The sequence below is a fragment of the Paenibacillus antibioticophila genome, from assembly GCF_000455265.1.
Lineage (GTDB): Bacteria > Bacillota > Bacilli > Paenibacillales > Paenibacillaceae > Fontibacillus > Fontibacillus antibioticophila.
Map to the genome: position 1 here is coordinate 1,918,796 of NZ_HG005139.1, position 19,853 is coordinate 1,938,648.

General features: G+C 49.0%; 17 protein-coding genes. 3 read left to right on the forward strand and 14 right to left on the reverse strand.

Annotated features, from left to right (window positions below; genetic code table 11):
* Positions 1-13: 13 nt before the first annotated feature.
* Both glgA and glgB read right to left on the reverse strand, forming a co-directional pair.
* Positions 14-1,450, reverse strand: a complete 1,437-nt coding sequence (gene glgA, locus TX85_RS08790; protein ID WP_044478719.1) for a glycogen synthase GlgA — start codon at positions 1,448-1,450, stop codon at positions 14-16.
* On the reverse strand, positions 1,447-3,357 hold the full coding sequence (glgB, locus tag TX85_RS08795) for a 1,4-alpha-glucan branching protein GlgB (RefSeq protein ID WP_233500666.1): 1,911 nt from the start codon (positions 3,355-3,357) through the stop codon (positions 1,447-1,449). Before glgB ends, glgA begins: the two co-directional genes overlap by 4 nt.
* A gap of 190 nt (positions 3,358-3,547) precedes the next feature.
* Here glgB and TX85_RS08800 point away from each other — a divergent pair, with 190 nt between their 5' ends.
* On the forward strand, positions 3,548-4,768 hold the full coding sequence (locus tag TX85_RS08800) for a glucose-1-phosphate adenylyltransferase (RefSeq protein WP_044478722.1): 1,221 nt from the start codon (positions 3,548-3,550) through the stop codon (positions 4,766-4,768).
* A gap of 64 nt (positions 4,769-4,832) precedes the next feature.
* Here the strand turns inward: TX85_RS08800 and TX85_RS08805 are convergent, their stop codons facing one another.
* From TX85_RS08805 to TX85_RS08825, 5 genes are read right to left on the reverse strand one after another with little or no spacing between them, the layout of a single operon-like run.
* A complete protein-coding gene (locus tag TX85_RS08805) occupies positions 4,833-5,384 on the reverse strand; it encodes a GNAT family N-acetyltransferase (protein ID WP_049894879.1) in 552 nt (183 codons plus the stop codon).
* A complete protein-coding gene (locus tag TX85_RS08810; RefSeq protein WP_044478724.1) occupies positions 5,377-6,837 on the reverse strand; it encodes a sensor histidine kinase in 1,461 nt (486 codons plus the stop codon). The genes TX85_RS08805 and TX85_RS08810 overlap by 8 nt, the downstream gene beginning before the upstream one ends.
* The gene (locus TX85_RS08815) at positions 6,834-7,532 is read right to left on the reverse strand and encodes a response regulator transcription factor (protein WP_044478726.1); all 699 of its coding nucleotides are present in this window, start codon (positions 7,530-7,532) and stop codon (positions 6,834-6,836) included. The genes TX85_RS08810 and TX85_RS08815 overlap by 4 nt, the downstream gene beginning before the upstream one ends.
* A 14-nt stretch (positions 7,533-7,546) precedes the next feature.
* Positions 7,547-8,833 carry a hypothetical protein gene (locus TX85_RS08820; protein ID WP_044478727.1) on the reverse strand — a complete coding sequence of 429 codons (1,287 nt, stop codon included), beginning with the start codon at positions 8,831-8,833 and terminating at the stop codon, positions 7,547-7,549.
* The gene (locus tag TX85_RS08825; RefSeq protein ID WP_044478729.1) at positions 8,830-9,564 is read right to left on the reverse strand and encodes a phosphonate ABC transporter ATP-binding protein; all 735 of its coding nucleotides are present in this window, start codon (positions 9,562-9,564) and stop codon (positions 8,830-8,832) included. Before TX85_RS08825 ends, TX85_RS08820 begins: the two co-directional genes overlap by 4 nt.
* A gap of 184 nt (positions 9,565-9,748) precedes the next feature.
* Here TX85_RS08825 and TX85_RS08830 point away from each other — a divergent pair, with 184 nt between their 5' ends.
* Positions 9,749-10,663 (forward strand): ArsR family transcriptional regulator, encoded by a 915-nt coding sequence (locus TX85_RS08830; RefSeq protein WP_044478730.1) that lies wholly within the window; start codon positions 9,749-9,751, stop codon positions 10,661-10,663.
* A gap of 65 nt (positions 10,664-10,728) precedes the next feature.
* On the forward strand, positions 10,729-11,514 hold the full coding sequence (locus TX85_RS08835; RefSeq protein WP_044478732.1) for an HAD family hydrolase: 786 nt from the start codon (positions 10,729-10,731) through the stop codon (positions 11,512-11,514).
* 63 nt (positions 11,515-11,577) lie between these two features.
* Here the strand turns inward: TX85_RS08835 and TX85_RS08840 are convergent, their stop codons facing one another.
* The 7 genes from TX85_RS08840 to TX85_RS08870 all read right to left on the reverse strand — a co-directional run bounded on the left by TX85_RS08840 (position 11,578) and on the right by TX85_RS08870 (position 19,821).
* Positions 11,578-13,833: a type IA DNA topoisomerase gene (locus TX85_RS08840; protein WP_044478733.1), complete on the reverse strand. Its 2,256-nt coding sequence runs from the start codon at positions 13,831-13,833 to the stop codon at positions 11,578-11,580.
* A 292-nt stretch (positions 13,834-14,125) separates the two neighbouring features.
* Entirely contained in the window at positions 14,126-14,488 is a 363-nt protein-coding gene (locus tag TX85_RS08845) for a hypothetical protein (protein ID WP_148444353.1), read from the reverse strand.
* A gap of 93 nt (positions 14,489-14,581) precedes the next feature.
* Positions 14,582-15,541, reverse strand: a complete 960-nt coding sequence (locus TX85_RS08850) for a hypothetical protein (RefSeq protein ID WP_044478737.1) — start codon at positions 15,539-15,541, stop codon at positions 14,582-14,584.
* A 780-nt stretch (positions 15,542-16,321) separates the two neighbouring features.
* Positions 16,322-17,809 carry a glutamate synthase subunit beta gene (locus TX85_RS08855; RefSeq protein ID WP_044478738.1) on the reverse strand — a complete coding sequence of 496 codons (1,488 nt, stop codon included), beginning with the start codon at positions 17,807-17,809 and terminating at the stop codon, positions 16,322-16,324.
* Between the two features lie 127 nt (positions 17,810-17,936).
* Complete coding sequence (locus tag TX85_RS08860) at positions 17,937-18,437, reverse strand: dihydrofolate reductase (protein WP_044478739.1); 501 nt, start codon at positions 18,435-18,437, stop codon at positions 17,937-17,939.
* Positions 18,438-18,478: 41 nt separating this feature from the next.
* Complete coding sequence (gene thyA / locus TX85_RS08865) at positions 18,479-19,273, reverse strand: thymidylate synthase (protein WP_044478740.1); 795 nt, start codon at positions 19,271-19,273, stop codon at positions 18,479-18,481.
* Between the two features lie 104 nt (positions 19,274-19,377).
* Positions 19,378-19,821: an NUDIX hydrolase gene (locus TX85_RS08870; RefSeq protein ID WP_044478741.1), complete on the reverse strand. Its 444-nt coding sequence runs from the start codon at positions 19,819-19,821 to the stop codon at positions 19,378-19,380.
* Positions 19,822-19,853: the final 32 nt, after the last annotated feature.

A 19,853-nucleotide genomic window follows, 5' to 3' on the forward strand; every position in this document is an offset into this window, starting at 1 on the left:
TCTTTGCGTTTGGTTATGGTGTTTCAGTCAGTCTTGTATAGATCTCCATATATTCTCTTGCCGAGCTGTCCCAGCTATAATCTCCCGCAAATGCGTTGGCTGTAATCCGTTTCCACTCATCGGGCTGATGGTAGAAGGAGACGGCTCGACGAAGCGTATAGAGCAGATCATGCGCGTTGAAGTTCTGGAAGGAAAATCCATCCCCCTCTCCGGAAGCCTCGTTGTAGGGATGGACCGTGTCATTCAGGCCGCCCGTCTCCCGCACAACAGGTATGCTGCCATATCGGAGCGCCAGCAGCTGGCTGATTCCGCATGGCTCAAAGCGCGATGGCATAAGAAACAGATCGCTTCCGGCATAGATCCGGCGGGACAGCTGATCGCTAAAGCGGATCTGCGCCGATAATTTGTCCGGATGGCGTCCGGCAGCCTCTTTGAACCAATCCTCATAAGCTTTGTCTCCGGTCCCCAGCACGACGAACTGCACATCGTCAAAGTGGAGCCATTCATCCATAATCCGGGTGATTAAGTCCAGTCCCTTCGGCTCCACCAGCCGCGTAATCATCCCTACCAACGGAACCTCCGGCTTGACCGGCAGACCGAGCTCTCTCTGCAGGGCCTCTTTATTCTCGCGCTTCTTGGCCAGACTGCTCTGGTAGCGAACCGGAAGAGCGGCATCTGTTGCGGGGTTATACAATTTGACATCAATCCCGTTTACGATGCCCGACAGCCTGTCGCCCAGCGACCTTAACAGGCCGTCCAGACCATAGCCGTAATGAGCTGTGCAAATTTCGCGCGCATAGGTCGGGCTTACGGTGGTTACATGATCGCTGTAGACTAGGCCGGCCTTCATAAAGCTGACATTTCCGTTGTACTCCACTCCCTCTGAAGTGAAATACTTGTCCGGCAGTCCCAGAAGATCGCCAAGAACAATATACGGAAAGATCCCTTGGTACAGCAAATTGTGAATCGTGAATACAGTCCGGATCCGGCTATAATCCTGATTCCACGAGAAATGCTCCTTCAAGAGCAGCGGCACCATCGCCGTGTGCCAGTCATGGCAATGAATCATATCCGGCCAAAAATCCATGATCGGAAGCAAGTCCAGGATCGCACGGTTCAAAAAGGCAAACCGTTCGCCATCATCCCAGTATCCGTAGACCCCATCCCTGCCGAAGTAGGATTCATTATCGAGAAAATAGACAGGAATACCTTCCCATTCCAGCGTTTCCACCCCGCCATATACCCTGCGCCAGCCAACGGCTACTTCACTCGAGCCGAGATGACGCATTTGCTCCTGATAGATCGAGGGAATATCCTTATATTTCGGCATCACGATCCGAACATCATGACCCGCTTGCTTCAATGCTTTGGGCAGCGCCCCAATCACATCAGCCAGACCGCCGGTCTTAATGAATGGAACGACCTCGGCGGCCGCGAACAAGATCTTCATGCTTTCGCCCTCCTTTTTTTAGGTGTCGGCAGGTTGCCCGTTCTCTTCCATACCGTGAAGCTTAATGGAGCAAGCGCAAGCTCCATACTATGCTGCTGCTGATGCCAGGATATCTCTTCGCTGGACTTGGCAACTCTTACCTCACGGCCATGGGCGTCCAGCTCCGGAATCACACTGCTGAAGACTTGCTCATACATTCCCGGCTTGGGCACACCGATACGGTATACGGGACGGGCGACCGGCTGAAAATTAATGATAATCAGCAGGGTGTCCTTTACTCTCTTTCCTTTCCGCAAATAACAAATCACACTCTGGCCGGCATCATCCGGATTAATCCATTCATATCCGTCGCAGCTATGATCAAGCTCCCACAGCGCAGGCTCGCGAAGATAGAACTGATTCAGCGCAGCGGTATATTGCTGGAGTCCATAATGGGAATCATATTCCAGCAGGAACCAGTCCAGCTCCCCTTGGTCCCGCCATTCTATGAATTGACCAAATTCCCCTCCCATAAACACCAGCTTCTTGCCGGGGAAGGTCATTAGATAGCCCAACAGAATGCGCAGCCCCTCAAATTTTTGCTCATAACTGCCAGGCATTTTGTCGAGCAGCGATTTTTTACCGTGAACGACCTCGTCATGGGATAGAGGCAGCGTAAAGTTTTCCGAGTAGGCATACCAGATTGGAAAGGTAAGCAGATTATGGCGCCGGGGCCGCTCAGCAAAGTCCGTCTCCATATAGGCAAGCGTATCGTTCATCCAGCCCATGTTCCATTTGTAATTGAAGCCCAGTCCGCCCTCATGAACCGGCGTTGTTACACCTGGCCAGGAGCTCGACTCCTCCGCCATCATCAGGGTATAGGGATAATGCTGGAATACCGCCTTATTCAAATCCTTGAGGAAGCTGACAGCTTCGAGATTTTCAACGCCTCCATGCTGATTCAGCGCATATTCCCCCTCGCGCTTCTCGAAATCCAGCCTTACCATACTAGTCACCGCATCGACCCGAAGGCCGTCAAAGTGATACAAGTCCAGCCAATACAAGGCACTGGAGATCAGAAATGACCTTACTTCCGGCTTGCCGAAATCAAAGCTCAGCGTTCCCCATCCCGGCTTTTCCGCCTTGGCGGGGTCACTGTACTCGTAAAGCGGGGTCCCGTCAAATCGCCGCAGGCCGTGTGCATCCTTGGTGAAATGTCCGGGCACCCAATCCAGCAATACGCCAATATTCGCCGCATGGCACCGGTCTACAAAGTACATCAGATCCTTCGGCTCACCATAGCGGCTGGTCGGGGCAAAATAACCTGTGGATTGATATCCCCATGACAAATCATAAGGATGCTCCGTAAGGGGCATAATCTCAATATGCGTATAACCCATCTTGACGACATAAGGGATAAGCAGCTCCGCCATTTCGCGGTAGCTGTACAACGATCCGTCTTCTTTTTGTTTCCAGGTCCCGAAATGCAGCTCATATATGTTCACCGGCCGTTGGAACAGATTCCTTCTCTTTCGACGCCAGGCTGCATCTGACCATGCATAGCCTTCTACGCTCTTCACAATGGACGCGGTGGCTGGACGAACTTCAGCATGAAACGCAAACGGATCACTCTTCAATATGCGATTACCGTCTTGATCCGTTATTTCATATTTGTAGATTGTCCCTTCGGTCATGCCTGGGAAAAAGCGGCTCCAGATCCCGGACTCGGAAATCCTTGTGAACCCGCTCTCATGATTTCCTGTCCAACCATACTTATCGCTGGCCAGTGAGACCTGTACCGCATGGGGGGCCCATACCGTAAATCGCACGCCTGATTGTCCTTCTTCCACGGTAAGGTGTGCGCCGAATAACCGGTAGCTTCTATGCAACGTCCCTTCATGAAATAAATAAATATCCCTGTTTGTCAACCGATCACCTGCTTCATGTAATAGTCCCAATTAAATATTTACCCAACTTTAGGGAAAAATGAACCTGAATTTGAAATTGAAAAAAATTAATGTAATATTTTCTTCTGTTTTCCATAATTTTAGTTTCAACAACATTATATCTCGTTTATTTATGTACTACACAGACGAAACCATACGGGAGGGAAACGAAATGAAGAAGAAAGACTGTATTGCAATGCTGCTGGCCGGTGGGGAAGGTAGACGGTTATCGCCGCTTACGTCCAGGCAAGCCAAACCCGCTGTGCCCTTTGGCGGAAATTATCGGATCATCGATTTTCCTCTCAGCAACTGTGTGAATTCTGGAATTGACACCATTGGTGTGCTCACACAATACGAAGCTGAATCCCTGCATGACCATATCGGAGAAGGCGATGCCTGGAATCTTCGCTGCGGCGAGCAGGGTGGCATATCTCTACTGCCATCATACAATGCCGGTGTAGAAGAATATGCAGGAACCGCAGATGCCATCTTTAAAAACCTGGAATTTGTGGATAGCTATGATCCTGAAAATGTACTAATTTTATCCGGTGATCATATTTATCATATGGATTACCGTGAATTGCTGCAATTCCATACCGAATCCAATGCCTCGGCTACCATTTCTGTTATGCCTGTACCTTGGGAGGAGGCCCATCGCTTTGGCGTCATGTCTCTGAATGACAGCAACCAAATTACCGATTTTGTGGAAAAACCGCAAAAGCCGTTGAGTAATATGGCATCCATGGGCATTTATATGTTTAAATGGGATTTCTTGAAGCAGCACTTGCTTGAGGATGCGCTTGATGAGACCTCCAGTCATGACTTCGGGAAGGATATCATTCCGAAAATGCTGTCCAGCGAAAGACCGCTGCATGGGTTCAAATTCCGTGGCTACTGGCGTGATGTCGGTACAGTACAGAGCTTGTGGGATGCCCATATGGACCTCTTAACCAAAAATTCGGACTGGAATATGTTCCGCGAGGAGTGGCCGATGTACACACGCCAGAATCTCACCGAGTCAAGGACCATAAAATCGCGTCCTGTTCAACCGAAGAGCTGCCTTGTCAATGAGGGCTGCAGTCTCGACGGATATGCAGAGCGTTCTGTCCTTTTCGCCGGAAGCGAAATTGGCAAATACTCCCGAATCAAGGACAGCGTTATTATGCCGAATGTAAGAATCGGGCGCAATGTCACGATTGAGCATGCGATAATTGGCGAAGGCGCCGTGATTCATGACGGGGCCATCATTAAAGGTGCCGAGGGTGAAATTGCCGTCATCGCTCCTTTTGAGACCGTTGCCGCCAAGCCGATTATGCGCCCTCAGCCGGCACGTCTCCTGAAAGAGGTTTACGACAAGACCGCACGACTTCGTGCAGAAGGATTATCCTCGTGAGTCCGAATATAAAAGGGTGTCCGTCGACGATATGTTGACAGACACCCTTTTTAGCTATTGACCTTTATACACTTCTATATACATCAGGAGCCATTTGATACAGAATATAGCCCCTTTCCCCGATCGTTCCTTTTCCCTGCGGAACCATGCCAAGCGACTCGTAATAAGGATTCAGCTTGCGGTTTTGATCCCAGCAATCGAACCTTAAGCCCTGCTTGCCTTGTTCCCTGCTGTAACGGGCGGCCCAATAGATCAGCGCCCCGCTGAGCCCTATTCCACGGTACGACGCCCGAACAAGCAGCCGGTGCAGATAATGGAAGCTCTCGTCATTCAGCTCTCCCCAATAATCGGGATCACTGCTTTGCAGCGTGAACATCCCTGCCGGCACATCACCATCCATACACAGAAAAATCTCCCGTTCCCGTAAATAGCTCTGGATCAATTCTTCGGTGAATTGCTGCGGATGCCACTGTTCAATCCCGGCTGCGTTCATCCAGGTAGCCGTCTCCACCAGCAAATCCCTGATCAGAGCCGCATCCTTATCCTCAGCTTGGCCTATCCTAAAATCCATGTGTCCTGCTTGAACACTGCCTGTTACCTTATTTATCTTATTCATGGATGCTTTCTCCTTCGGTCGAAGCGAGGGGTTCTTCGCCGGTCTCTTCCTCCGGCTCAGCCAGCGGGAGCTCCACCAGCACGGTTGTGCCTACACCTAGCTCGCTTTGAAGATCAATATCGCCATGATGCAATTCAACCAGCTGCTGCGTGATCGCAAGGCCCAATCCGGTGCCTCCTCCTTGATGGTTGACCTGGAAGAAGCGGTCCTTCACCTTGTTCAGATGCTCCTCGCTGATCCCGATCCCGGAATCAACGACCTGCACCAGCACGCGATTATCCCCCTTCAAGGATACGACGAGGTGAATCCAGCTATTTTCATGGGAAAACTTGATTGCATTATCGACCAAATTCAGAAATACCTGCTTCAGACGATTCCCGTCCCCCATAACCGTAACCGGCTGCTCCGTTTCATCCTCCAGCTTGATCTGAATCCCCTTCTGCTCGGCCTTGGCCCATACATTCAGCATGGTCTCCTGCAGCAATTCCTTCAGATTCACCCGTGTAATGACCAGCTTCATCTCATTTTGCTGAAGCTTGGAGAAGTCCAGCATCTCCTCGACAAGCCCGATCAGACGATCCGTTTCTTTCGAAATGATGCCGATGCCCAGCCTCGTCTCCTCCGGATCAAAGCCGCCGATTGTCAATGTCTCGCTCCAGCCCTTGATTCCCGTGAGCGGGGTTCTCAGCTCGTGAGAGATCGATGAGATGAAGTCATCCTTGATCTGATTGCTTCGCACGATCTCTTTCGCCATATAGTTCAGGGTCTCTGCCAGTTCGCCAAGCTCATAGGGATATTTCCCCCGGATCCGGATGTCGAACCTCCCCTTCGCCATATGGGCAGACACGGCCCGAATATTATTAATGGGCTTAACAATTGAATTCGCCAGCCCGATGCTAAATAGTGTAACGAGGGCAAGAACCGCCAGACAAACGCCAATCGAAAGCAGCGTCATCTTCATCAGATTAGCATTAATTCGCTCCAGAGAGGTCACGAATCTGACTACAAACCGGTTCTCTCCCCTCTCCATAAGCGGCATGGACACGGCCATGACCATCTCGCCTGTTGAAGGCTGCCGGCCAATCCACTTGCCAACGGAGCCCGAGACGGCCTGAGAGACGTCGCTGGTCTGTACAGCCTTGTCGGCCTGTAATGCGTTGCTGCTGGCCAGCACATCCCCGTTGCGGCTCAGGATCATCAGCTCGGTATTATCCAGCTCGAACGTTTGCAACATTTCCGTGAAATAGCCGGGGTCTCGGTCAGAGCTGATCCGGCCGAATTTCTGGAAGTAGTCGGAGGTCCAGGTGGAGTGGGTATACATATGGTTGTACACCGTATCGTAGTAATATACCCGGATCGCCAGCGAGAAAATAATCTCGACCATGAACAGGGTGACAAACACCACGATGAAATAATGCATTACAATTTGTCGGCCAATGCCTTTTTTGATCATTGTCCCTCGCCTTTCCATTTATAACCGTGACCCCACACGGTCTGCAGAAATGCCGGCTCGGATGGATTATCCTCAATCTTCTGGCGAAGACGGCGAATATTGACATCCACAATCTTCGGATCTCCCATATATTCCTTGCCCCATACATGATCCAGCAGCGAATCCCGGCTCAGCGGTGTATTCTCCTGCTCCAGGAAATATTGGATCAATGAAAACTCAGTCGGCGTCAGCTCAATCAATGCTCCGTTCTTCTTAAACTGCTTGGAGATCAGGTCTAATGTAAACGGACCTGAAGTAAAGGACACCTTCGCACTGCTTTCCCGGTATACATTCACTCTCCGCAGCAGAGACTGAATTCTTGCAATCAGCTCCGTCGGACTGAACGGCTTGCTGACATGATCATCCGCTCCTACAGACAGTGCATATACCTTGTCCTGCTCCTGAACCTTTGCGGTCAGAAAAATAATCCCGATCCGCTCATTCGTCTCACGAATGCGCCGGCATACTTCAAATCCGTCGATTCCCGGCACCATAACGTCAAGAAGCGCTATATCAATATCAGGAATGCTCTGCAGCTTGCTCAGGGCATCGTTGCCTTCCGCCGCTTCAATCACTTCAAATCCGTAGCGCTTCAAGTTAATCACTATGAAGCTGCGAATGGATTCCTCATCCTCCAAGATTAATACTTTGCTCATATACGATCCCTCCCTTAGTTCGTTGAGCCTGTCCGCTTAATTTCTTTTTCTCCCTTGTTCAACTTCACGTCCGTATGGCTCAAGAAGCCGATCACACTATTATTCTCCCTGGACAGCAGCTCCCAGTCCTCTTTGTTCCGCTCCCATTCTGACAAGGAGAAGAAACGGATTTCCGCCACAACCGCACCGTTATCCAGCCTTGTAAACCACAGATGCTCGTTCGCATCCGATTTCGGATCAATCGTTACGGTATCGCGCCATTCGACAGGAAGGCTGAAATAAAATCTTCCTTCAGGGTCCATATACTGCTGCAGGACAAACTTCAACCCGGAGTCCGCATCCCACTGGTAATAAGAGAATAACGGCAGATCATCATAAGGCTTGTCTTCCCAGCCCTTCGGCTTCTCTGATCTCCCCACCTCCAGCATGCCGTCATTGTTAACGTCGCCACTGAAAACCGGGTAATTTTTGAAGGTCGAATCCTGCGAAGGCAGCAGATTTACCCACTTGCCCTCCTGCATCACAAGCATATGCGAATAGGCATAGTGCGAGCCAAACGATGCATCCAGTACAATCCCTTTCAAATCAGGGGTAATATTGCCGCTAACGGCGTTATAGTATTCCTTGATCGGGTCATCCAGCTCAATGTGATCCAGCTCTTTGAAGGTTTCATCGTATTGATATGTCGTCACCACCGCGTTTTGATCCCGCTTGAGTGTAATAACGGTCAGATCCAGCTTGTCATCCTGATTCAGATCGTCAAGCAGGAAATCATAATAAGGCAGGGATAACAGCTTGTTAATCTCTTCTCCGTCATACGTATATACGATGAGTCCCTTCTGCGCGTCCTCTTCTCCACTGGAGAAGCCCGCGATGATATTGGGTCTTCCGTCCCCGGTAATATCCCGGAGCGCAAAGGTCTCGAGCACCTGCCCCTCTCCGTCGAAGGTTGTCTTCGCCGACCAGGTTCCGTTGACATATTCCAGAATCAGCCCATGAATGCGGACAGCCTCATCCGGTGTTTCATAGAACACGATCGCTTCCATGATTCCATCGTTATTGAGGTCAATCGTGCGAATGGAGCTGATATCATTCACATCTCGGGGACGAATTTTCTGAGCGCCCTTGATCTCCGCATTGATTACACTGATCAGGGATTCCTTGTCCGAGGTCAGCTGCGGGGTCTCCATCAGTGATTTGGGATCCTTGATAATATTGCAGCCACTCAGCACAATAAGCAACATACTTCCGGCCAGTATCGTCAGCCAGCCTTTGAACAACCGCTTCACCACATTTCTCATATCAGATCAATCGATCTCTTTTCACTTTCCGTTAACCTCCGGCCGGTTACATCCAGCTCGATTTTTCCGTCCACCAGCCCCCAGATACGAGTGCAGTAGCGCTCGGCGAGCTCGATAGGGAGCGCGGCGATCACGGTTTTCCCTTTATTCTTGCACAATTCCTGCAGCGTCCCCAGCACATTCTCCGCCGATTTCGGGTCCAACCCGATCACCGGTTCATCTGCTGCGATAAAGTCGGCGCCATGCACCAAAGCCCGGCAAATCGCGACACGCTGTCTTTCACCGCCGCTCAGCTTGCCAGCCTTCACATGAGCCTTGTCCAGCAAACCGAATTTTTCCAGCTCATCCATAGCACCCATGTAGTCGTCCGATCTGACCATTCCGGTCATGCGGCGAATCCATGAGGTCTGCCCCACCTGTCCGATCAATACGTTTTTCAGCGCAGATTTTTCAGGGTTTAAAGATGGATTTTGCTCCAGATAAGCACATTTGGAACGGTATTTCTGCGAACCCTTGCCCCCGCCGGAAATTATTTTTTTACCATCCCAGCTATAGTCTCCCCCGGTCCATGGATCGCGCAAAGCCAGGCATCTCAGCAGCGTGCTCTTGCCTCCGCCGCTTGGTCCGACAAGCCCGATCATTTCTCCCTGCTTAAACTGGGTGGTGATTCCGTGCAATACTTCCTTTGTGTTGCCTTCCACACTTAATGTCAAACGCTCGACCTTCATCATAAGTCCGATTCTCCTTTGGTCTGTACAAGCTCTACCTTATAGTTTATTGGAAATAGCCGTGAAAATCCATTACAGCCTATTCATTTTTATGCTTTGATTAAAAAAGACCTGACATAAGAGTAGACAAGCTCTCCATCAAAGGGTGATAATGAATATGAATGCTTGTCCTGTGGGAGGTTAAGTCATGTACTATGACGTGAAAATTGACGTTTCATCGGTGTATGAACTTTTGAGCAGCTTTATCATATACACGACGCGAAAATGGGTAAACAACCTGGATGTAGGCCAGGAGTGGATTGATGAGATTGAATCCCGGCTCAGCAAGGAAGAGCGCACCGCCTTTGCTGAGGCTTCCGAGCTTCCGTTCAGCGACTACGACCTGTTGTATGCTCTTATTCTGGAACGACAGCCGGAAGCTAATGCGGTGCAATTCCTTGATGACTTGGCTGAGTCCACAGAGGAAGCCCTTCTTTTTAAACTGAATTCCTATGTTCTCACTGTGAATAGTAAGGATATTTTGCGGCTTAAAGGGTATGTTCCCCTGCTTCGCATTTGGTATGACCGCTATTTCCGTGAGATTGAACAGCAGTATGAAGCCTTGCTGTTCGAGGATGCCGAAGAGAAGCGCGCGTTATTTCACAAAATGGACCCGGGTGCTCTGGTTGAATATGCATCGGCAGGTCTTGTATTGGAGCCTGGCTTGCCTGTGAACAAGGTTGTGCTTTTACCTTCCATTCATTTTCGGCCGATTAATACTTATTGTTTCTATGAAAGCACACTGGTTATCCAATATCCGCTGGATCTTCCCGAACTTGATGAAGAAGAGCCGCCGATCTGCCTGCTTCGGTTAACAAGAGCGCTCGCGAGCCCGGAACGGCTTCGCCTGCTCAGATACATAGCGGATGAGCCCAAATCCATTTTTGAACTGGCCCAGAGCCTGTCCCAATCCAAGGAATATCTTATGCATCATCTGATGCTGCTCCGTGTTGCGGGGCTGCTGCGGATTCATTTGGTTGAGCGGGATACAGAGAAGTTCACGATCCGTCCGGATGGTGCTTCTGAGCTGCAAATTTTCCTGGAGTCCTATATTCGATTATAATATCCACATACGGATTGATGCATGGAACAAGACAACCTGTCTTAACCCGAAGGAGTGACATTATAATGAGCAAGACACTGACACAACAGATTATATTCGATCTCGACGATACGCTCGTGCATTGCAATATATATTTCGATCAAATCCTGGATGAATTCACGGAGCTGCTGTCCGGTTGGTTCGCCAACACCGGAATTACCGCTGAAGAGATTCGTGCCAAGCAAATCGAGATCGATATTGCCGGCGTTGAACAAATCGGGTTTATCAGTACCCATTTTCCTCAGTCTCTGATCGAGACATACCGCTATTTCTCCCAGCTCCTGGGTCTTGAAGCCGGGGTCGCTCAGGAAGAACAGTTGATGAAGCTCGGAATGAGTGTATACGACCGGGAGATCGAGGCTTATCCGGGAATGACGCAGACGCTAAACCTGCTGCGCAGTCAAGGTCATCAGCTCCATCTTTACACGGGCGGAGAGAGTGTTATTCAGCAGCGCAAAATCGATCAAATGCGGCTGACAGACTATTTCGAGGAACGCATCTATATCCGTCGGCATAAGAACGAGGATGCCCTCGAAGAAATTCTCACTTCGGGTCCCTTCGACCGGAGCCGCACCTGGATGATCGGCAACAGTCTGCGGACAGATATTATGCCTGCCCTGTCGGCTGGGATTCATTCGATTTATATCAAACGCCCGAATGAATGGTCCTTTAACCTGGTCGAACTGAAGCATGACACCAAGTCCGAAATGTACACCATTTCCGCGCTGGAAGAGATTCCATCGGTCATTGCCAACAAATTGTCGTTGTCTTCCTATTCTGGAGTAAAGCACTCCGCCGCCTTCAGCAATTAATACAAAATTTTAGACCTCCTGACTCTTCATGAAGGGTCAAGGAGGTCTCTTATTTTCACTCACTTAGGAATCCGTATTCTGCAGTTCCAATCTGCCGGTGTTCGGATCGTTCAGGACAATTCTTGCTTTGTACGACCGGTCCCCGTCCTTAAAGGCCAACAGCTGCGTCTGCCCCTTCTCCAGCAATGTCTTCAGCATCGCATGGGAGATTTTTTTGCCGGAAAAATCCTTCCAGATAACGAATCCGCAGCCCTGCTTATAATGAGTACAGCCGTAGCCCTTCTTGCCCTCGATCAGCTGCCCGCCGCAGCCCTGCCGCGGGCAGTCCGCGAGCGGCTGCATACTGCCGGAGCCTGAAGAAGAACCCGTCGCTGCTTTCGCTTCGCTTTTCTTTTCCGCTGATGTTCTGCGGCCTCCGCTTCCTGCCGCTTTCCCCCTTGAGCGTCCGGCACCCTTCTCTTCCCCCGGCTCGAACCGGGAGGCCTCCGCTTTCGGCTGAGTTCTAACCTTCTCAATGATGGAGATCGTAAAGCGCTTCACATTATCCATGAACTTCTCACGGGCCGCCTCCCCCTTGGAGATTTGGTGCAGCCTGCGCTCCCACTGGCCGGTCATTTCCGGAGAGGTCAGCAGCTCGACGCCTGCATGCCGGATCAATTCGATCGCTGTCCGCCCCTTTTGCGTGACGGTGATCCGCTTGCCCTGCATCGTGATGTAGCCGACCTTCTTGAGACGCTCGATCGTTGCAGCCCGAGTGGCAGGCGTGCCCAGTCCTGCTTCCTTCATGACCTCGCGCAGCTCCTCATTTTCCAGTTGCTTGCCTGCGCTCTCCATGGCCTTCAGCAACGTCCCTTCGGTGTAAGCCTTAGGAGGCTGAGTCGCCTTCTCCTTTGCTTCAGCAGCGGTACAGATTACCGAAGCTGAGGGATCAACCGCAAATGGCTCGCTGACCAGCTCCTCCGCTTCCTCCTCATCCTCCTGCTTCTTTCCGCGTCCGGAGGATTTCGCACCGCTGTCATCATTCGGCATGCACACCTTCCAGCCAAGAGAGAGCAGTTCCTTCACATTGGTCTTGAACATTTCCGATTCTACCTCGGTCCATACCGTGTGCTGCTTGTACTCGGCCGGCGGGTAGAAGTGGGATAAAAAGCGGCGCACGATCAGATCATAGATTTGCTGCTCCTCCTTACCCAATGCCCCGGCACGGCGAAGTGTCGGCAGAATTGCGTGGTGATCCTCCACCTTGGACGGGTTGCAGACGGATTTGTTACCCGCATGCACAAGAGCAGGCTTTCCTTGCTCGGCGAGCTCCCTGTAGGCTGTTGATTTCAGCATTTGGAGCGCCTTATGCATGCCTTCAATATTTTGCTCATTTACATAGTTCGAGCTGGTACGCGGATAAGTAATGACCTTATGCTTCTCGTAAAGCGCTTGAGCCAAATCCAGCGTTTTCTTGGCGGAGTACCCAAACTTCGCATTTGCATCCCGCTGCAGCAGGGTCAAATCATATAGCTTATAGGGATACTCTCTCGTATCCTTAACCTCATAATCCGTGATTTTCCCCGGTTTGCCGCGGACCTTCTCAGCGATTCCCGCCGCCTTCTCCGCATCGGTTAGACGTTCGCCTTGCCAGGCTCCTGAATACTCGCGGTTATCCTGCTTGAACTCTGCTTTGATCTCGTAGTAAGTCAGCGAGTCAAAGCTCTCAATCTCCCGCTGCCGATCATAGATTAAGGCTAACACAGGCGTCTGCACGCGTCCCACCGATAAAAGCGTCCGGTGCTTGGTCGTAAATGCGCGCGATGCATTCATGCCGACAAGCCAATCGGCTTCACTGCGGGCACTGGCTGCAAGGGTTAAATTTTCGAACTCCCTGCCTTCACGCAGCTCGGCGAAGCCCTTGGCAATACTCTCTGCCGTCAGGTCCGAGATCCACAGACGTTTGACTGGCTGTGTCAGCTTCAGCTGCTGCTGAATCAATGCGAATATGTACTGACCTTCTCTCCCTGCGTCACAGGCATTCACGAGCGCTGAGCATCGTTTGGCCAGCTCGCCGATTATCTTGAGCTGATCCTTGGTGCGCGGGTTCGGAACAATTTTGAATTGCTCAGGAAGGATCGGCAAATCTCCAAAGTTCCATCGTTTGTACTTATCGTCATATGCGTCAGGCTCAGCCAGGCCGAGCAGATGTCCGATGGCCCAAGTTATAATGTACCGCTCGCCCTCCAGATAGGATCGATTATTTTTCGCCTTCGGCTCAATGACCGCCGCAATCGTCCTTCCCATATCCGGCTTTTCGGCAATAACCAGTGTCTTCATGATCTCAAGGCCCCTCTTTCTTGCATTCAAATCCTTGTACGGTCAAGAAAAGGGCCACGCCTCTGGCGCAGCCCTGTAGCTGAATCTATTATATCATATTTTGGAATCAGACGGTAATAGTTGGACTAATGATTCTACTCTGGGGGCAACGTGTGAAGTGTGCTTACGATCGCTGTTGTTCGCGGATTTCTCTGATTGGAATAAGTTCAGGCAAGGGAGAAATCCGCTCACAAAGGCGAACGCTCCGCTTCTTCAGCACACTTCACACTTATGCCTCTCTCCGCAGTCTCATTTAGTTTTTTGACATATCGCTAATGACAGTAATTGAATCAATTTTCCAATTCCACTTACTATAAACAAGGGAGAATAAAAGGCTCCCTGAATATACATTGGTAAGGGTGTAATTATCATTATAATTGGAAATTTCAAAGGTTGCTAAAATGTCTGCTTCATTTATAGTACGGCGGATAGTTTTCAGTGTGACGGTTGGCTCTGGTAAATTATTTTCTTCATTATAGGATAAAAAGTGACTAATACTCTCAGAATAGAAAAATTCATTTTTTGTATAAATATTAATATAGTTGTTGACACTTTTATAAGGAAGGTTATATAAAGATATACCAACAAAAATAAACAAAAAAACAATCAGTATCAATATTATAAACCTTAGTCTCTTCATAAGCGGTACTTCAATCCTTTCTTAATTATAGTGGCACGAATACATTTTGTATTCGTGCCACTATAATTTTTAATATGACATTGTTCCAATAGTACTCCAGTCGTTCCGGTATCCTTCATATGCTAAGTAATCATTGATAGGAACTGAACGGTTTGGCTCAACTCCATATTGATACTGGGTTACTTCTGCAATTTTTGTATTGTCATTAAAATAATGTGAGTATATCCAGTGAATTGGTTTGTAGCTAACTCCACTGGTTTGAGGTATATAGTACATAGTTGAAGCACGTTTTACGCTTCCATCTTTATTATAAGTAATAGTCTCATGTTTCCAGTAAAATTCTTGTTGATATGCTACAAAGTAGCTTTTAAAGCTACCATTATGATAAATCTGTCCAGTCTTTTTAGCAAGTCTAAAGTATGCAGTCGCATCACCTCTACCTTCCAAGCCTCCAATTAAATCGCTAACCATCTCGCTACTGAAGTATCCAATGATATAATTTGATATGAACTTGCCTGACAAAAGAGAAAAGTACTTCTCATAAGTTTTTGCCGCTAAGTTCGAATATAGATTCTTGCTAACTGAGTCGAATTTTGTTTGTTCAACCAAAGGTTCAAAAGTAGTTACAAGTCTGAAGTCTCCCTCTTCATTATTGAATCCCATTGGAGAGATATTACTATTAATTGCTTTATTGCTTGAGATTTGTTCTTGTACTAAACTGGCTTCTTTCGAATCTTTATATTTTACATGGTAATACTCATACTTATTAATAGTTCCGTCTGCTTGCATCTCTTCTTCGGTCTTATAAAGTGTTAATTCCTCAACAATTCTTCCTAAGTATTCCGTATTTATTTTATCTGTACGTTGAAGAGTATTTAAACCATTAACCTCAGAGATCTGTTCTTCAGATAATTTATTAATAAAAACTCCTGGCTCTATTTCATCAAAATCATTTGCACTTGCGCTAACGACTAACATTGGAAAGATTAAAATGAGAGACATTAGAGAAATTGTTATTTTTCTGATCATATCTTACTCCTTTTTCCAAAAATAGTGTATGCTGGCCAGCAATGACTTTAGTATATACCCTTATATATGTAAAATGTGTCGAAAAATATTGTTCGTAAAAATTTAACAAAATAAGGGTTTAGTATAAATATTTTCATTATCATCCTTTTTTATCTTCTTTTTGAATAAATTTGTATTAATCCTTCGGGCACGGGAACAAAATGTGAATCTATGGCTAGCACACGTTATAAATGGATTGGATACCATATGTTACGCCTTTCGTTCAGAAGGACACTTCTGTCAACTAAAAATGAACATCAGGCAATACCTTGTGTAGTTGCTTTCACGAGTAACCCTGCATACCTCTCTCTTTGTTTCATGCCCCAAGAATTGATACGAAGCTATATCAAAACTCATAAGGTTAAATAAATCACCTTATGAGTTTTCTTTTACCCGCTGCACCCTTACGGCACAGCCCTAAATTGTGCAAACCGATACGAGCCTTCAAGATATCTTCATAACCCGTGTCGCGTCTTAGTCGAATTTTGTGAGTGAGTAAGAGATATCCACTTTCTATACAATATGCATTTATTAACTACCATTTGTTGAACAATAAAGTTAGTGTGCCAGGCATAAGTGTGAGGTGTTCTGAAGAAGCGGAGCGTTCGCCTTTGTGAGTAGATTTCTACCTCTAGATGGTTTAAGTTCAATCAAAGAAATCTGCGAACAACAGCGATCGTAAGAACACCTCATACGTTGCCTCCAAATGAACAACCATTAGTTCAACTAACCTTAAAGTAGTTAAGCTAGCAAAGTTGCACCCATCAGATACTTGTCGACCTCCCTGGCTGCTTCGCGGCCTTCGTGAATGGCCCAGACGACGAGGCTCTGCCCGCGTCTCATATCGCCAGCGGCAAACACTTTGTCCACGTTGGTGTTATATTTGCCGTAACGCGCCTTCACATTGCTCCGTCGATCGGTTGCAAGCCCCAACTGCTCGGGCAAGGTCTGCTCCGGTCCGTCGAATCCAATTGCGATCAGTGCCAGCTGAGCCGGGAATACCCGCTCTGTACCCGGAACAGGCTGATAAATCTTCCGTCCGGTCTCATCGACAATCCGCTGAATCTGAATCGTATGCAGCTCCTTCAAATTGCCCTCCTCATCGCCAACGAAACGCGTTGTCATGATCGAGAATTCTCTGGGATCGCTGCCGAATAAAGCCTTGGCTTCCTCTTGGGCATAATCCAGTGTGTAGACATTCGGAAACTGCGGCCATGGATTATTGACCTGATCGCGCTCCAGAGGCGCCATGGCATGGGTGCCAAATTGGGTGATGCTCCGGCAGCCATGACGAAGCGAGGTTGCTACGCAGTCCGATCCGGTATCCCCGCCGCCAATGACGATCACATCCTTGTCCTCGGCAGACAGATATTGGCCATCCTCCAGTCCGGAATCCAGATAGCTCTTGATCGTTGCGTTCAGAAACGGCATCGCATATTGAACCCCGTTCAAGTCACTGCCCTCGATGTTGAACTCCCGAGGCTTGGTAGCTCCTCCGCATAAGACAACTGCATCATAATCTTCGACAAGCTGCTGGGCAGGGATATCTTTTCCGATTTCCGTGTTTGTGACAAAATGAATCCCCTCTGCTGCAAGCAGATCCACTCTGCGTTGAACAACCTGCTTATCCAGCTTCATGGTTGGAATGCCGTACATCAGCAGTCCGCCAATTCGGTCAGCCCGCTCATATACGGTGACCTCGTGACCGGCTTTATTCAGCTGCGCCGCACAGGCAAGGCCAGCAGGCCCTGAGCCTACGACAGCCACCCTGCGCCCGGTCCGCTGCTTTGGCGGCTCCGGTACAATCCAGCCTTCTTCAAATCCACGGTCAACAATCGCCTGCTCAATATTTTTGATCGTCACAGGCTGTCCAATCAGTCCTACCGTACAAGAGCCTTCGCAGGGTGCAGGACATACCCGCCCGGTAAATTCGGGAAAATTATTCGTCTTATGCAGACGCTCCAGCGCATCCTTCCACAATCCTCTATACACAAGGTTATTCCACTCCGGAATGAGGTTGTGCACCGGACAGCCAGATGTTCCGCCCAGCATATCAATGCCTGTGTGGCAATAAGGAGTGCCGCAATCCATGCAGCGCGAGCCTTGCGTCTTCAGCTCTTCTTCAGACATATGTTTGTGAAACTCCTGCCAATCCTGAACCCGTTCGGACGGGCTTCGGTCGCCGGGAAGCTGTCTGTTGTATTCCATAAATCCAGTTGGTGTAGACATCCATTAATCCCCCATCCGTCTATGCAAAAGTCCCCAAACGATCTTGGAAACTCTCACATTTCAATGTATCTTGATGTTAGCATTCGGAGGAGTTGTTATTAATGGATTATTGATACGATATTTTGTACTATTCAGCACTCGAACCCGGGCGTACATAAGTCAAAAAGCGGTAATCATAAGGGTTCTTCTCATCACGAATTCCCACTTCTTCCCCGCTGAGCACATAGTCATCCCATCTAAAATCCGGGAAGTAAGTATCACCTTCTACATCCTCATCTATCAGAGTGACCAGCAGGCGGTCCGCATGCTCCAGAAATTGGCGATACACCGCAGCTCCCCCGATCACCCACAGCTCTTCGTGCCGGGCCAGCTCAAGGGCTTCATTCAAAGAATGCACCACTTCCGCCCCCGTTACCGTATATTCGCGGTTATGTGTCAGAATGATATTTCTGCGGCCAGGCAGCGACTTGCTGCCAATCGATTCCCAGGTGCTTCTTCCCATCAGAATCGTTTTGCCTGTCGTCTGCGCTTTAAAATACTTCAAGTCTGCCGGAAGCCGCCATGGCAGCTCGTTATTACGGCCGATCACTCTATTTCGCGACATGGCCCAAATCAATGTGATTGACAAGCTTATCTCTCCCTTCATACAACAGTTCACTGAACAGATTCCTATACGGAAACTGCAGCCTTGATCGTCGGATGATACTGATAACCGCTGAATTCAAAGTCTTCATATACATAGTCAAAAATGGACGCCGGTTTCCGCTTGATAATTAACTGCGGCAAAGGATACGGTTCACGTGCCAATTGTGTCTTGACCTGCTCCAGATGGTTGTTGTAGATATGCACATCTCCGCCGGACCAGATAAAGTCCCCAACCTCCAGATCACATTGTTGGGCCACCATATGCGTCAGCAGCGCATAGCTTGCAATATTGAACGGAAGGCCCAGGAAGGTGTCGACCGATCTCATCGTCAGCATACAGGACAGCTTGCCGTTCGCTACATAAAATTGAAAGACGAAGTGGCAAGGAGGCAGCTTCATCTTGTCCACCTCGGCCACGTTCCAGGCACTGACCAAATGCCGGCGCGAGTCGGGATTCTTCTTGATCCCCTCGATTAAATTCGTAATCTGGTCAATCGTCCGGCCGTCAGGTGTCTCCCACGAACGCCACTGGGAGCCGTAGACAGGTCCCAAATCTCCGTTCTCATCCGCCCATTCATCCCATATTCTTACGCCATTTTCTTTCAAATAAGTAATATTGGTCTCTCCGCTCAGGAACCACAGCAGCTCGTGAATGACCGATTTCAAATGAATCCGTTTGGTGGTCATCAACGGAAACCCCTGAGACAGATCAAAACGAAGCTGCCGTCCGAATACAGAGATCGTTCCGGTGCCGGTCCGGTCTTCCTTCGGTGTTCCGTGATCCAATACATCCTGCAGCAAGTCCAAATAACTTCTCATATCATATGCCTCCGTATCATTTTAGTGCGAGTTCAAAAAGTCAACTTATAGTTATCTTTATTATGTTCGGAAATAGAGAGCTAATCAATCTATTTTCGCTTCTCTTATTCTTTCTCCCCAAACTGAACGCCCTCATCGAAATAAGGAACGCCTTTCTGCTGCTGAACAAGATGGCTTATCCCCTTCTGATAATAAGGCATCAGCAAATCAGCCCTTGGAAGCTCGATCCATTCCACCTCGGCTACTTCCTCGGGTACGTTCGTCCCGAGCTGCCCGCTGATGATTTTAGCGTAAAATGTGATAAGCAGATAGTGCTTGCTGCTCTCAGGTGCCCGGAGCTCATTAATAGCCGCAACATCCAGCACCTCGATCTCAACACCCGCCTCCTCCTTCACTTCGCGGATTAAGGCCTCCTGCAGCGTCTCCCCCTGCTCCACCGTTCCGCCGGGAAGTGTCCATGTATTCCGGCTGCCTGTGTTGTGCACCATCAGAATCCGGCTTCCATCCTCGCTTGGCAAGAGCGCATAGACAATATCAATCCGATTCATATCGCTGACCTCCTTTACGTGTCGGCTTGCTT